This is a genomic window from Microbacterium sp. HJ5 (assembly GCF_054824025.1).
In genome coordinates this window covers 47,970-61,935 of sequence record NZ_JSYE01000052.1, presented here as the reverse complement: position 1 = coordinate 61,935, position 13,966 = coordinate 47,970, and the positions used below count along the sequence as shown (strand labels likewise).

Sequence of the window (13,966 nt, the reverse complement as noted above, 5' to 3'; positions counted from 1 at the left end):
CGGGCGCGAAAGGCGCGGCATCCGCACCCCCGCCGTCGGCACCGCCGGTCTCGACGACGACCGGACCCGCGCTCATCGACTCCGCCGCCGTGCTGTCGCTGGCTGATGCCGACACCCTCCTCCCCGCCGAGTCGACGCTGATCCCGCGGGACGAGACGGCCGACGAGCTCGGCGCACCGGCATCCGATCCCGTGCTCGACGCGACGGTCGTGCGGCCCACGGAGCCGGCGGTGGTCCTCGGCGACCACGACGGTGCGACGATCTCGCTCGCCGAGGCCCGGGCCCTGCGCACGGGCGATTCGGCGCCGCCGCCCCTGGCTCCGCCGCGTCCGCCTGCCCCGGGGCGCATCCGGGTCTCGACGGGTCAGGTCATGACGCTCGACCGCACCGTGGTCATCGGGCGCCGGCCGCGGTCGACGCGCATGTCGGGGACGGACCTGCCGCACCTCGTCGCCGTCGACAGCCCCCAGCAGGACATCTCGCGCAGCCACGTCGAGCTGCGGGTCGAGGGCGACAGCATCCTGGCGACCGACCTGCACACCACCAACGGCACCACGCTGCTGCGACCAGGCGTCGACCCCGTGCGTCTGCACCCCGGTGAGGGAACGGTCGTCGTGCCGGGCGACGTCATCGATCTGGGCGACGGGATCACGGTCGCGATCGAGGAGCTCACGTGAGCTCCAGACGCGCGCCCATGGCGCCGCCCGACCTGCCCGGCTTCACGTACGTCGACGTGCTCGGATCGGGCGGCTTCGCCGACGTGTACCTGTACGAGCAGGCGCTGCCGCTTCGGCGGGTGGCGGTCAAGGTGCTGCTCACCGAGCGCATGTCGAGCGGCTCGGTGGCCGAGTTCACCGCCGAGGCGAACGTCATGGCGATGCTCTCGACGCATCCGGCGATCGTGACGATCTACCAGGCGGGCGTCGCGCGGGACGGCCGCCCGTACCTGGTGATGGAGTACTGCCCGAAGCCGAACCTGCAGGTGCGCTACCGTCGCGAGCCGTTCTCGATCGCCGAGTCGCTGCGCGTCGGGGTCCAGGTGGCCGCGGCCGTCGAGACCGCCCATCGCGCCGGTGTGCTGCACCGCGACATCAAGCCGGCCAACATCCTCGTCACCGAGTACAACCGGCCCGCGCTCACCGACTTCGGCATCGCGTCGACCACGAGCGCCGCCGCCGAATCGGCGGGCCTGTCGATCCCGTGGTCGCCGCCGGAGTCGTTCGCCGACGAGCCGCGCAGCGACCCGCGGTCCGATGTGTACGCCCTCGGCGCGACCGTCTACACGCTGCTGGCCGGCCGCTCGCCCTTCGAGCTCCCCGGTCAGCGCAACACCGCCGCCGACCTGATCCAGCGCATCGAGACCGCGCCGCTGCCGGGCCTCGGCCGTCCGGACGTGCCCGCTTCTCTCGAGCGCGCGCTCGCGCGGGCGATGGCCAAGGCGTCCCACGACCGCTACGAATCGGCGATCGCGTTCGCGCGTGCCCTCCAGAAGGTGCAGATCGAGCTCTCGCACTCGGTGACGCCGATCGACATCCTCGACGACGGGATCGCCGACGACAGGGTCGAGGACGAAGACGAAGGACTCACGCGCGTGCGCGGCGTCGTGAGCATCTCGCCGCAGACGACCCCGGCCGCCGGACGCACGCGGCCTTCGGCCGACACCACCCCGAGCGCACCACGCTCGCCCGCCGCGCCCGTCGTGCCGTCGGCGCCGCCGGTCTACGAGCCGGCCGATGCCGAGACCGTGATCCGGGGTGCCCTGCGGGGCGTCGCCGCCGCGGGTGAGACGCGCCGTCGCACGCCCGTCGAGCTCCCGCCCGCGGGCGACGCCACGGTCCTGCGCGCGCCGACCCCCGTCTCGGCCGAGCCCCCCAGCGGTCACCGGACCGCCCCGACCGTCCCGAATGTGCCCGCGGCCGCTCCGGTAGCACCGGCACCGGCCGGGGAACCGCGGACCACGCGCTCGCGCCGGGGCCTCTGGATCGGCGTCGGCACCGCGGCGCTGGTGACCGTCGCCGTCGTGGTCGGCGTCTCGCTGCCGGGCATGCTGGGCGGGCCCGCCACGCCGACGCCGGTCACCTCCTCCGACCCGCAGGATCCCGTCTCCTCGGTGGTGCCCGAACCCGAGCAGCTCGCCGGCACGGTGACGGCGGACGGCGTGGCGTTCACGTGGACGAACCCCGACCCGCGCGACGGCGACCGCTACCTCGTCGGCGTCGTCACCCGCCCCGACGAGGAGCCGCAGTTCGAGCCCGTCGAGGCGACCGAGGCGACGGTCGCCGCCGACCCGTCCGGCACGACCTGCGTCGAGGTGCTCCTCGTGCGCGAGAACGGGCAGTCTTCCGATCCCGTGAGGGGGTGCGCGCCGTGACCGCGACCGATGAGCTGACGATCGAGTTCGCCGGCGAGGCGTTCACCGTCGAGCCCGACGACGTCTTCACGGTCGGGCGAGAGGGCGATCTCGCGATCGACGACAACCTCTTCCTGCACCGCCACTTCCTGACCATCGAGAACATCGAGGGCCTGTGGCTGCTGTCCAACGTGGGCAGTCGCCTCGCGGCCACCGTCACCGACTCGGGCGGCCGCGTGCAGGCGTGGCTCGCGCCCGGAGCGCGCCTGCCGCTCGTCTTCGCCTCGACCGCGGTCATCTTCAGCGCAGGCCCGACGACGTACGAGCTCACCATCACCGTGTCCGAGCCCGCCTTCCGCGAGACGCAGTCGTTCGGCGACGACGACGGGCTCAGCACGATCGGCGACGTGCCGCTCACCCACAGTCAGCGCGTGATGATCCTCGCGCTCGCCGAGCCCGTGCTCCGCCGCGAGGGGACGGGCATGAGCGAGCTGCCGACCTCCGCGCAGGCGGCCGAGCGGCTCGGCTGGACGCTCACGCGCTTCAACCGCAAACTCGACAACGTGTGCGACAAGCTCGATCGCATCGGCGTGCCCGGGCTGCGGGGCGGCGCGCGCTCGTACGCGACGAACCGCCGCGTACGCCTCGTCGAGCACGCGATCGCGGCGCGGCTCGTCACGCGGGACGACCTCCCTCTGCTCGATCTCGAGCGCGAGTCCGCCGCCGACGACGACTGAGCCCGGTCAGCGCCCGGTGTCGTAGAGGTGGCGGCCGCCGTGGCTGATCACCTTCACGACCACGCCGCGGCGGTGCAGCTCCGCGACGGTGCGCGTCTCCTCGTCGATGTCGCGGCCGAGGGCATGCACGTTGCACACGACCAGGACGTCGCCGCGCACGAGCGTTCCGAAGAGGCGCACGAGGCGCTCCTCCCACGACTCGAGGGTCTCGGGCGCGGGGTGGCGGAAGCCCTCGATCGGCACGCCGAAGCGCGTGAGGTCGTTGCGCTGCTCGACGACGGACGGCATGTCGTCGCGGGCGATGACCAGGCCGACCAGCCGGGAACCCGCGGGGCGGGCGAGCCACCAGTCGCGGTCGCGCTGCAGCTCGGTGAAGCACTTGGGGCACTCGGCGGCGGTGTGCGGAAGGTGGACGGGGCTCGTCTGAGCCGATGCCGCGTCACCCTCTGTCGAGGTCCGCAGGGTCGCGGCATCCGTCGTCATCGGATCTGCCGTGTGGCCCCCACCATTCATGCCTTCGCTCCTTCGCCGAGCCCATTCTCTCCTGAAACGGGCCGCGCGGTGTCAGTCGTCGTCGCCGAGGCGCAGCTCGAGGCTCAGCTGATCGGCGTCGAGCTCGGCGAGCGCGTGACGCAGCGCGGCCGTGCTGAACTCGCCGCCGGAGGAGAGCTCGTTCAGGCGGCGCCGCATCGCCTCGATGAGCATAAGACGCAGCTCGAGCAGATCGCGCGCGGCTGCGGTGGCCTCGTCGTCGGGCGGGTCGTACATGCGCGAGCCCACCTTCTCGAGGAGCTCCTGCGGAAAGGGCCGCCCGTCGCGGCGGCGCAGCTTCGCGTCGCCGATCAACGCCACCGCGGCGGTGCGCAGCTCATCGTCGAGCTCCGACTGCTCCGCGCGGTCGAGCCGGCCGTCCCCCGGGTCGCCCAGGCGCAGCATCCGCACCAGCCACGGCAGCGTGAAGCCTTGGAGCATGAGACTCCCGACCGCGACGGCGAAGGCGATGAAGATCAGCAGCTCGCGCTCCGGAGTGTCGCGCGGCAGCGTCTGCGCCGCGGCGAGCGTCACCACGCCGCGCATGCCCGCCCACACGATGATCGCCCCGTGCTTCCAGCCCAGCGGGGAGGCCTGGTAGTAGTTCAGGTCGCTGAGGCCGCGCGATACCCGCGAGCGCATCGAGGCGAGTCGTCGCTGCGTGCGCGGATCGTCGGGCGACGGGGCCGGGCGCGATCGGCGGCCGCGGCCGCGTGGACGACGCTCGAGCGGCGCAGTGCCGGCGGCGATCTCGTCGATGCGCTCGCCGATCTGCTCGAGCCGCTTGCGCTGCTTGCCGCGCGCACGACGGCTCTGCAGCCACACCAGCATGGCGACGTAGGCACCGCGCGCGAGGAGGATGATGGCCAGCGCGGCGAACGCGATGCCGATCCCCGTACCGAGGCCGTTGTGCTGCTCGATGTTCGCCTCGACGATCTGCTTGAGCTCGAGGCCCATGAGGAGGAAGACGGCGCCCTCGAGCATCAGCTCGATCGTGCGCCAGTTGTGCTCGTCCGACATCCGCTGCCCGGGGGTGAACCAGCGCGCGGAGCCCTGTCCGGTGACGATGCCGGCCACGACCGCGGCCACGAGGCCGGACCCACCGAGCTCCTCCGTCGGCAGGTAGGCGACGAACGGGATGACGAAGCCGATCGCGGTGTTCGCGGCCGAGTGGCCGATGAGCGCGCGCAGGCGCAGGTTCAGCCAGCCGACGAGCGCGCCCACCACCACCGCGACGAGCACGCCCCACGCGAACGCAGGGAGGAAGCCCACGCCCACTCCGTCCTCGGCCGCCGCGCCGGAGCTCGCCATGGCCGCCGCCGCGACCATCGTGCGCAGCAGCACGAGGGCGGTGGCGTCGTTGAGCAGGCTCTCGCCCTCGAGCATCGTGACGACGCGGCCCGAGACTCCCACCCGCTTCACGATCGACGTCGCCACCGCGTCGGTCGGGCTGAGGATCGCACCGAGGGCCACGGCGAGCGCCGGATTCAGGCCGGGGATGACGAGGGTGAAGAAGATCCCGAGCACGATCGAGCTGATGATGACGAGCAGGAACGACAGACCGGCGATCGGGCCGAAGTCCCTCCGGAACTCGATCGCGGGCAGCGCGACGGCCGCCGAGTAGAGCAAGGGCGGCAGCACGCCCACGAGGATCCACTCCGGATCGATCTCGGGCACGTCGACGAACGGCAGCAGACCCACACCCACGCCGATGAGCACCAGCACGAGCGGACCGGCGATGTTGAGTTTCGGCGCGATCGCCGTCGCCAGCGCGATCACGACGATCGCGACGATGACGAGGACGAGCGGCTCCACGGCGCCTACAGCACTCCGAGCGCCGCCACCGCGTCGCGCTCCGCCGCGAGTTCGTCGACGGATGCCTCGAACCGCGCGCGCGAGCGGGCGTCGAGCTCCAGCCCTTCGACGATCCGGTAGCCCTCGCCGTCCGACGTGACGGGGAACGAGCAGACGAGACCCTCCGGCACGCCGTACTCGCCGCGCGACACGACCGCGGCCGACGTCGTCGCGCCGCCGGTGCCGAGCTGCTCGTCGCGGACGTGCTCGATGGCGGCATTGGCCGCGGAGGCCACCGAGGACGATCCCCGCACCTCGATGATCTCGGCGCCCCGCTTCGCGACCCGCGGGATGAAGACGTCGTCCAGCCAGGCGAGCGCCGCCTCACGGCCGCCGAGCCTCTCGGCGAGGGCGTCGGGCACCGGCATCCCGTCGACCGTCGCGTGAGCGACATCCGGGAACTGCGTCGCGGAGTGGTTGCCCCAGATGGCGACGCCGCGCAGCGCGCCGGGAAGCACGCCCAGCGTCACGGCGAGCTGACCCACGGCGCGGTTGTGGTCGAGTCGCGTGAGGGCCGAGAAGCGGTCGGCGGGCACGCCCGGCACAGCGGCCGCGGCGGCGATGAGCGCGTTCGTGTTGGCGGGGTTGCCCACCACGACCGCCCGCACGTCGTCGTCGGCGACCTCGCCGATCGCCGCGCCCTGCGGGCCGAAGATGCCGGCGTTCGCGGCGAGCAGGTCGGCACGCTCCATGCCTGGACCGCGCGGGCGGGCACCGACGAGCAGGGCGATGGCGCACCCGTCGAACGCCACCCGCGGGTCGTCGCTGAGCTCGACGTCGTGCAGCAGCGGGAACGCGCAGTCCTGCAGCTCGAGGGCCGCGCCCTCGGCGGCGCGCATGCCCTGCGGGATCTCGAGCAGTCGCAGCCTCACCGGGCGGTCGGGTCCGAGCATGTCGCCCGCGGCGATGCGGAACAGAAGGGCGTAGCCGATCTGTCCGCCGGCGCCGGTGATGGTCACGGTGACGGGTGCGCTGGCCATGCCCCGAGCCTATTGCGGTGTCAAGGCTCCTCGCCGGGAAAGCATGCCCGGGGTACCGTGTGCCCATGACGTTCAACGACAACGCCAGCGTCGGGCGCAGCACCGCGCGGCGTCGCGGCGGCGGCGCGGCGATCGCCGGAGGCGGCATCGCGGGCATCGGCGCGATCGCGGTGCTGCTCTTCCAGCTGTTCACCGGCACCGACCTGTCGGGTCTCCTGGGCGGCGGCGGTGGCGCCGTCGGCGGCGGCGAGGAGACCGAGGTCGCCCAATGCGAGACCGGTGCCGATGCGAACCAGCGCGACGACTGCCGGCTCGCGGCCGGCCAGCTCGCCCTGGACCAGTACTGGGGCGAGACGCTCGAGGGGTACACGCCGCCGCAGCTCATCATCGTCGACGGCGCGACGGGCACCCAGTGCGGCACCGCGTCGAACCAGACGGGGCCGTTCTACTGCCCGCCCGAGCAGACGGTCTACGTCGACCCCACGTTCTTCGGACTGCTGCGTCAGCAGTTCGACGCGACGGCCGGGCCGCTCGCGCAGCTGTACGTACTGGCGCACGAGTACGGCCACCACGTCCAGAACATCACCGGCATCATGGCCGACCATCCCGACCGGGGCACGGGGCCCGACAGCGACGCGGTGCGCCTCGAGCTGCAGGCCGACTGCTTCGCCGGGGCGTGGGTCGGCAACATGACCGAGCAGGAGGACGAGAACGGCGTGCCCTTCCTGGAGGCGCCGACGCAGCAGCAGATCGCCGACGCGATCAACGCCGCGCAGTCCGTCGGCGACGACCACATCCAGCAGGAGTCCGGAGGCGTGGTCAACCCGGAGAGCTTCACCCACGGTTCGAGCGAGCAGCGTCAGCGCTGGTTCGAGACCGGGTACCGGAGCGGCCCGGAGGCCTGCGAGACCTTCGGCATCCCGGGGGGAAGCCTATGAACGATCACCTCGACGACATCCTCTATCCGCCCATCGAGCCGTACGAGACCGGCGAGCTCATCGTGGGCGACGGCAACCGGGTCTACTGGGAGCAGAGCGGCAACCCCGAGGGCAAGCCGGTCGTGTTCCTGCACGGCGGACCCGGTGCCGGCACGTCGTCGTGGCATCGGCGCTTCTTCGATCCGGAGCGCTACCGCATCGTCCTGTTCGACCAGCGCGGCTGCGGGCGGTCCACGCCCCATGCGAGCGAGCCCGCAGCCGACCTGCGCCACAACACCACGTGGCACCTCGTCGCCGACATCGAGCTCCTGCGCCGCAACCTCGGCATCGCCGAGTGGCAGGTGTTCGGCGGCTCGTGGGGCAGCGCGCTCGCCCTCGCCTACGCGCAGGCCCACCCGGAGTCCGTGTCCGAGCTCGTGCTGCGCGGCATCTTCACGCTGCGTCGCCACGAGCTCGAGTGGTTCTACGAGGGCGGGGCGTCGGCGCTCTTCCCTGACCTGTGGGAGGACTTCATCTCCCCCATCCCGGTGCTCGAGCGCTCCCGCATGATCGAGGCGTACCACCGGCGACTGTTCGATCCCGACCCCGCCGTGCACACGCCGGCCGGTGTCGCGTGGTCGCGGTGGGAGGCCTCGACCCTCACCCTCCTCCCCGACCCGTCGCTCGTCGACGACATGACCGAGCCGGCGGCGGCGACCGCGTTCGCGCGCATCGAGAACCACTACTTCATGCACGGCGGCTGGTTCGAGGACGGGCAGCTCATCGCGGGGGTCGAAGCGATCCGCGGCATCCCGTCGGTCATCGTTCAGGGACGCTACGACGTCTGCACACCGCCGATGACGGCCTGGGATCTGCATCGCGCGTGGCCCGAGGCCGAGTTCGTGATGGTTCCGGATGCCTCGCACTCGGCATCCGAGCCGGGCATCGCCGCCGCGCTCCGCGCCGCGACCGACCGGTTCGCCGGGGTTGCGGGCGGCACGGGCGGTGAGGGCGAGGAGGGCGGCGAGGAGTCCGCGCCGTTCGAGCCGCTCGAAGGTCCCGACATCGAGGTCTCCGACAACCAGGCGCCGCCGGCCGGGGCCGAGGCCGAGGCACGCGACGACGACACCGGCGAGGCGGTCGCCCAGGAAGCGCACCCGCACCACTGATAGGCTGGGTGCACTTGCAGCGCACCATCGCGCTTCTTGCGTCGTAGAACGCTTCCCTCGCCGCCGTCTCCCGGGCCCGCCCCGCAGACGCCGTCGGCTGAAAACTTTCGTACGGCGACCCGTGGGCGAGATTCGCCACCGGCCACCGACCAGGGTGCGTGCGCGCGCCCGGAGAACCTCTCGATGACTGACGTCACCTTCAGCACGCTCGGCGTGCCCCAGCCCCTCGTCGCCGCGCTCGCGGCCCAGGGCAAGACCACCGCGTTCCCGATCCAGGTCGACACGCTCCCCGACACCCTCGCCGGCCGCGACGTGCTGGGCCGCGGCAAGACCGGTTCGGGCAAGACGCTCGCCTTCTCGATCCCGATGGCCGCGCGCCTCGGCGGTGCGCTCGCCGGCGGCTCGCGCCGCAAGGGCCGCCCGCTCGGCCTCGTGCTCGCGCCGACCCGCGAGCTGGCCACCCAGATCGACGCCGTGCTCGCGCCGCTGGCCGCGGCCTACGGCCTCACGACCACCACGATCTTCGGCGGGGTCAACCAGAACCGCCAGGTGCAGGCGCTCAACGCGGGCGTCGACATCATCGTCGCGTGCCCCGGCCGCCTGGAAGACCTGATGAAGCAGGGCTACGCCCACCTCGACGCGATCGAGATCACGGTCATCGACGAGGCCGACCACATGGCCGACCTCGGCTTCCTGCCGGTCGTCACGCGCATCCTGAACGCGACGCCCTCGAGCGGCCAGCGCCTGCTCTTCAGCGCGACGCTCGACAACGGCGTGGACAAGCTCGTGAACCGCTTCCTGCAGAACGAGATCCTGCACTCGGTCGACGAGGCCCACTCGCCCGTCGCCGCGATGACACACCACGTGTTCACGATGACCGACACCGACGCGAAGAAGGACGTCGTCACCGCGCTCGCGTCGGGCATGGGTCGCCGCATCCTGTTCATGCGCACCAAGCACCACGCGAAGAAGCTCGCCAAGCAGCTCACGTCGCAGGGCATCCCCGCCGTCGACCTGCACGGCAACCTGTCGCAGCCGCAGCGCGACCGCAACCTCGCCGCGTTCTCGGCCGGCACCGCCAAGGTGCTCGTCGCGACCGACGTCGCCGCCCGCGGCGTGCACGTCGACGACGTCGAGCTCGTGATCCACGTCGATCCCCCCATGGAGCACAAGGCGTACCTGCACCGTTCGGGCCGTACGGCCCGCGCGGGGGCGGAGGGTGCCGTGGTCACGCTCGTGCTCCCGGGTCAGGAGAAGGACGTCGCGCAGCTCCTGCGAAAGGCCGCCATCTCGGTCGCGCCGACCAAGGTGACGAAGGACTCGGCCGAGGTGGCCGCGCTCGTCGGCGAGGTCGCGCCGTACGTCAAGCCCGAGCCGGTGCAGCAGCCGGTGCGCGGCGGCAAGAGCCAGGGCGCGAACGCCCAGCGCAAGCGCGAGGCGCGCGAGCAGGGCGCGGGCGGCTCCGGTCGCGGCGGTCGTCGTGGAGCGGATGCCTCGTCCTCCGCCCGCGGTCAGGGCGGCGCCGGTCGCGGTCAGGGAGCGGAGCCGGGTCGGGGCGGTTCGGGTCGCGGGCAGGGCGGTCGTGGTCAGGGCGGTTCCGGTCAGGGCGCGTCCGGTCGCGGTCGCGCGCAGAGCTCCGACCGGGCGCACAGCTCCGACCGGGCGCAGTCCGGCCACCAGCGCTCCGACCAGAGCGCCGGCCACACGCGCTCGGCGCAGCCGCAGGGCAACCCGCGCACGCCGGGTCGTCGCGCGTCGAGCGCGGGCACCGGCACCGGAAAGCTCATGGTCGGCTCGGTCGTCCGTCAGAACGGCCGTCGCACCGGCCGCTGACCCCAGCCCTTCCCACCTTTGGAGACGCCCTCGTCCGCTCCGCGGTCGGGGGCGTCTCCGCTTCCCCCCGCCACTCGACGCCCGGGGTTGCCGGGCCGCGCGCCCCGCAGCGCTCGGACCCCAGGATGGCCGGTCAGCAGGCCCGGATGAGGTCGGCGGCGACCTCGCCGATGACGATCGCCGGCGCGTTCGTGTGGCCGCGGATCACCGTGGGCATGACGGATGCATCGGCCACGCGCAGCCCCTGAACCCCGCGCACCTTCAGGTCGGGGTCGACGACGGACGAGGCATCCGCTCCCATCCGCGCCGTGCCGACGGGGTGGTACAGCGTGTGGGAGTAGCGGCGCAGGGACAGCTCCGCCCGCTCGGCGGGGGTCAGGGCCTCGCCTCCCTCGGGCTGGATCCAGCCGCCCGTCGTCACCGCGCCGAGGGCCCGGGTCGCGATCAGGCGCTCGCACTCGGCGAGCCCGGCGAGCATGGTCGCCTCGTCGATCCCGTCGGCGTCGGTGAGGTAGCCCGGGTCGATGACGGCCTTGTCGGCGGGGTCGGCGGACGCCAGGCGGATCGTGCCGCGGCTCTTCGGCCGGAGCAGGATCGCGCCCACCGTGATGCCCTCGGCGGGAGTCGGGACGAGCCCTTCGCCGACGTACGGCACCGGGGCGAAGATGATCTCGATGTCGGGGAGGTCGCCCGGAACCCCCGCCCGCTCGGCGACGTCGGTGCGCACGAAGCCGCACGCCTCGCCGACGTTCGAGGACAGCATCCCGCGCCGCGACGACAGGTAGCGGGCGAGTTCGGCCACGCGCTCGGCGCCGAACAGGGTGCCGCTGTGCGCCTCCGGTGCGAGTCCGGCGACGAGGTGATCCTGCAGGTTCGCGCCGACCTCGGGGGAGTCCACGAGCACCGGGATGCCGTGCTCGGCGAGGTGCTCGGCCGGCCCGATGCCGCTGAGCATGAGCAGTTGCGGAGTGTTGACCGCGCCGCCCGACAGGATCACCTCGCCGTGCGCTCGCGCGTGGCGCGTCACCCCGCCGATCTCGACGTAGACCCCGGTGGCGCGGAGGTCGCCCGCACGCTCGAACGTGACCCGGCGCACGAGCGCGCCCGTCACGACGCGCAGGTTGCGGCGCCGCTTCGCCGGACGCAGGTAGGCGTCGGCGGTCGACGCCCTGCCGCCGCGTCGCTGCGACACCATGGTCTGGCTGAAGCCCTGCCCTTCCGGGAGGTTGGGCTCGGTGAGCGGATGCCCCAGCTCGCGCGCCGCGTCGAGGAACGCCGCCGTGTGCGACCTCGGGTCGCGCTGGCGCTCGATCGACTGCGCGCCGTCCGAGCCCTGGGTCTCGTGCGCGACCTGCTCCGTGCGCTCGACCCTGCGGAAGTAGGGGACCAGGGCGCTCCACGACCACGTCGGGCCCGCGGCATCCGCCCACTCGTCGTAGTCGGCCGCGAAGCCTCGCACCCACATCATCGCGTTCAGTGACGAGGAGCCGCCGAGGGTCTTGCCGCGCGGCCAGTACACCGTGCGGCCCTCGAGCCGGTGCTGCGGGACCGTGTCGTAGTTCCAGTCGTACGGCCCGCGGAAGAGCTTCGAGAACGCGGCCGGCACGTGCAGCTCGAGCGCCTTGTCGGCGGCGCCGGCCTCGAGCAGCAGCACCGTGACCGACGGATCCTCGCTGAGCCGGGCGGCGAGCGCCGCACCGGCGGAACCCGCGCCGACGACGATGTAGTCGGCCTGCAGATCGTTCGCTCCCCGCCCGCGTCCTCGCCCCCGCGTCATGCGCGGAAGGCCTTGACCAGCGTTCCGGCGAGCCGGGCGTAGTCGCCGTCGATCCGGAATCGCGTGAAGCCCTCGCTGACGGCCGCCCCCGTGCGCGACGTCACGAACCACGGCGGCTTGGGCAGCACCGAGAACGCGCGGCCCTTCGAGGCGCCGAGCGAGCGGGGAGCGGTCGACCGCGGGAACGGGCGGAACGGCCCCCGGGTGACGGCGCGCTCGATGCGGTCGAGCAGCAGGGCGTTGTGCACGACGCCGATGCCGCTCTGGACGTCCTGCAGGGTCGCGCCCGGGAAGCCGCCCCACGGCAGGGTCGGGGTGAGGAAGCCGAACGCCGTCCACGAGTTGATCGACACCGTGCCGTAGCGCAGGTCGGCCATCGCGCGCTCGAAGCCGTCGCCGAGCGCGGCCTGCGTGACGGGGTCGATGAGCACGTTCGCGCCGAGCGTGCCGACGAGCCGGTCGTTCGCGTGGGCGACCGCGCGGTCGAGGAACTCCTGACCGTTGCCGCGCAGCGAGACCACGCCGAGCACGGGCGCGAAGTACTCCGTCGTCTCGACGGCGGCGGAGCCGGCGTCGTCGCCGGGACCGATCTCGACGAGCGCCCGCGTGCCGTCGCCGCACCACGAGGCGTCGGGATAGTCGGATGCCGCGCCCGCGAGCTTCGCGTCGGAGCGCGGGTACCAGACGGGCCGGGCCGGTGCGGCGTCGAGAGCGGCCCGGAGGGCGTCGAGGAATGCCTCGCGCTGGGGCCACTCGGCACTGAGCAGCACGACCTGCCCGGCGATGCAGTTGTGGCCGGAGTTGTAAAGGCGCATCGTCGCGACGTGCTCGGCCTGGAACACCAGGTCGGCCTCGCTCCACTCGCCCGGCACGACGATGATGGGCGAGACGCCGCCGAGCTCGGCCGTGATGGGCTTCTTGAGCTTGGGGCGGTCCTCCCGTCTGCGGCGCGCGGTGGCGGCCGCCCCGGCACCCGTCGGCGAACCCCACACGATCGCGTCGAACGTCGGCGCGGCTCCGGTGATGTGCACATGGGCGATCCCGCGGTGATCGGCGAGGTAGCCGCCCACGTCGCCACCGCCCCGGACGATCCGCAGGAAGCCGGGCTCGATGAGGGGGGCGAGCGCGCGCTCGAAGACCGGGACGAGGGCGTCCTGGGTCGGATTGACCTTCAGGATCGCGACGCGGTTGTGCGCCATGAGCTCGTACACGACGTCGAGCACGGGGATCGAGGTGACGTTGCCGGCGCCCAGCACGAGACCGACGCCTCCGGACGCCGTGGGCGTGAGCTGCGCCAGCCCGGCGCCGCGACGGGCCTCGGCCTCGGTGACCCCGGGCTCGAACCACACCTCGCCGGTGTAGCCCGACAGCAGCATGCCGTCGATCGCGCTGAGCGGGAAGACGTGCGCGCGCACGCGGCCGCCGGGGGCGGCATCCGTCTTCACTCCGCGCAGCGGGCTCTCGCCCTTGGCGAGCGCCGAGAGGGTCGAGCGGTAGGCGTCGAGGGCGACGAGGGTCGCGTACGGTCCGGAGAGCCATTCCTCGCCACGGAGCGGATGCCCCGCCTCGAGGCCCTTCGACGTGGCGGCAACGTCGGCCCATTCCTCGGCCACGGCGGCGACCGCATCGCGGACGCGTCCGAGCAGCCGCGAGCGCTGGTCGAGCGTGAGGTGGCTCCATGTGCGGGCCCCGGTGGCGAGCTCGGCGATCGCGGCGTCGAGGGGCGCGGCGACCTCGTCCGCCAGGGCGGGTGCCTTCGCGCGGGCAGGGGCGGCGGTTGCCGGGGCGGCCTTGGGCACGGGCGCTCTCCTTCGGGCG

10 protein-coding genes and 1 pseudogene are annotated in these 13,966 nt (G+C 73.0%); 6 read left to right on the top strand and 5 right to left on the bottom strand.

What is annotated here, in order from left to right; translation table 11 throughout:
• From OB08_RS16380 to OB08_RS16370, 3 genes are all read left to right on the top strand, one after another.
• On the top strand, positions 1-677 hold a 677-nt coding region (locus OB08_RS16380), incomplete at its 5' end, for an FHA domain-containing protein (protein ID WP_461476621.1).
• Positions 674-2,371, top strand: a complete 1,698-nt coding sequence (locus OB08_RS16375) for a serine/threonine-protein kinase (protein WP_461476620.1) — start codon at positions 674-676, stop codon at positions 2,369-2,371. The genes OB08_RS16380 and OB08_RS16375, both read left to right, overlap by 4 nt.
• Positions 2,359-3,087 (top strand): hypothetical protein, encoded by a 729-nt coding sequence (locus OB08_RS16370; protein ID WP_461476618.1) that lies wholly within the window; start codon positions 2,359-2,361, stop codon positions 3,085-3,087. The genes OB08_RS16375 and OB08_RS16370 overlap by 13 nt, the downstream gene beginning before the upstream one ends.
• Before the next feature lie 6 nt (positions 3,088-3,093).
• On the opposite strand, the gene OB08_RS16365 is transcribed toward OB08_RS16370, so the two are convergent.
• The 3 genes from OB08_RS16365 to OB08_RS16355 are packed head-to-tail and all read right to left on the bottom strand — an operon-like array spanning position 3,094 to position 6,452.
• On the bottom strand, positions 3,094-3,600 hold the full coding sequence (locus OB08_RS16365; RefSeq protein ID WP_461476616.1) for a recombinase family protein: 507 nt from the start codon (positions 3,598-3,600) through the stop codon (positions 3,094-3,096).
• A gap of 51 nt (positions 3,601-3,651) precedes the next feature.
• Positions 3,652-5,433 carry a cation:proton antiporter gene (locus OB08_RS16360; protein ID WP_461476614.1) on the bottom strand — a complete coding sequence of 594 codons (1,782 nt, stop codon included), beginning with the start codon at positions 5,431-5,433 and terminating at the stop codon, positions 3,652-3,654.
• A 5-nt stretch (positions 5,434-5,438) separates the two neighbouring features.
• Positions 5,439-6,452, bottom strand: coding sequence for a malate dehydrogenase (locus OB08_RS16355; protein WP_461476612.1), 1,014 nt, complete (start codon positions 6,450-6,452; stop codon positions 5,439-5,441).
• A gap of 65 nt (positions 6,453-6,517) precedes the next feature.
• Here OB08_RS16355 and ypfJ point away from each other — a divergent pair, with 65 nt between their 5' ends.
• From ypfJ to OB08_RS16340, 3 genes and pseudogenes are all read left to right on the top strand, one after another.
• Positions 6,518-7,390, top strand: a complete 873-nt coding sequence (gene ypfJ, locus OB08_RS16350) for a KPN_02809 family neutral zinc metallopeptidase (RefSeq protein WP_461476610.1) — start codon at positions 6,518-6,520, stop codon at positions 7,388-7,390.
• A pseudogene (gene pip / locus OB08_RS16345) lies at positions 7,387-8,355 on the top strand (prolyl aminopeptidase); the annotation flags it as partial. The gene ypfJ and the pseudogene pip, both read left to right, overlap by 4 nt.
• A 366-nt stretch (positions 8,356-8,721) precedes the next feature.
• Complete coding sequence (locus OB08_RS16340) at positions 8,722-10,371, top strand: DEAD/DEAH box helicase (protein ID WP_461476608.1); 1,650 nt, start codon at positions 8,722-8,724, stop codon at positions 10,369-10,371.
• Between the two features lie 133 nt (positions 10,372-10,504).
• Here OB08_RS16340 and OB08_RS16335 read toward each other — a convergent pair whose 3' ends face one another.
• Complete coding sequence (locus OB08_RS16335) at positions 10,505-12,148, bottom strand: GMC family oxidoreductase (RefSeq protein WP_461476606.1); 1,644 nt, start codon at positions 12,146-12,148, stop codon at positions 10,505-10,507.
• A complete protein-coding gene (locus tag OB08_RS16330) occupies positions 12,145-13,947 on the bottom strand; it encodes an aldehyde dehydrogenase family protein (protein ID WP_461476604.1) in 1,803 nt (600 codons plus the stop codon). The genes OB08_RS16335 and OB08_RS16330 overlap by 4 nt, the downstream gene beginning before the upstream one ends.
• Between the last annotated feature and the right edge of the window lie 19 nt (positions 13,948-13,966).

What these genes read in the sequence shown, in the direction of transcription:
- OB08_RS16340 (WP_461476608.1), top strand. Translation starts at nt 8,722, where the DNA reads ATGACTGACGTCACCTTCAGCACGCTCGGCGTGCCCCAGCCCCTCGTC.
- OB08_RS16365 (WP_461476616.1), bottom strand. Translation starts at nt 3,600, where the DNA reads ATGAATGGTGGGGGCCACACGGCAGATCCGATGACGACGGATGCCGCG.
- OB08_RS16335 (WP_461476606.1), bottom strand. Translation starts at nt 12,148, where the DNA reads ATGACGCGGGGGCGAGGACGCGGGCGGGGAGCGAACGATCTGCAGGCC.
- ypfJ (WP_461476610.1), top strand. Translation starts at nt 6,518, where the DNA reads ATGACGTTCAACGACAACGCCAGCGTCGGGCGCAGCACCGCGCGGCGT.
- OB08_RS16355 (WP_461476612.1), bottom strand. Translation starts at nt 6,452, where the DNA reads ATGGCCAGCGCACCCGTCACCGTGACCATCACCGGCGCCGGCGGACAG.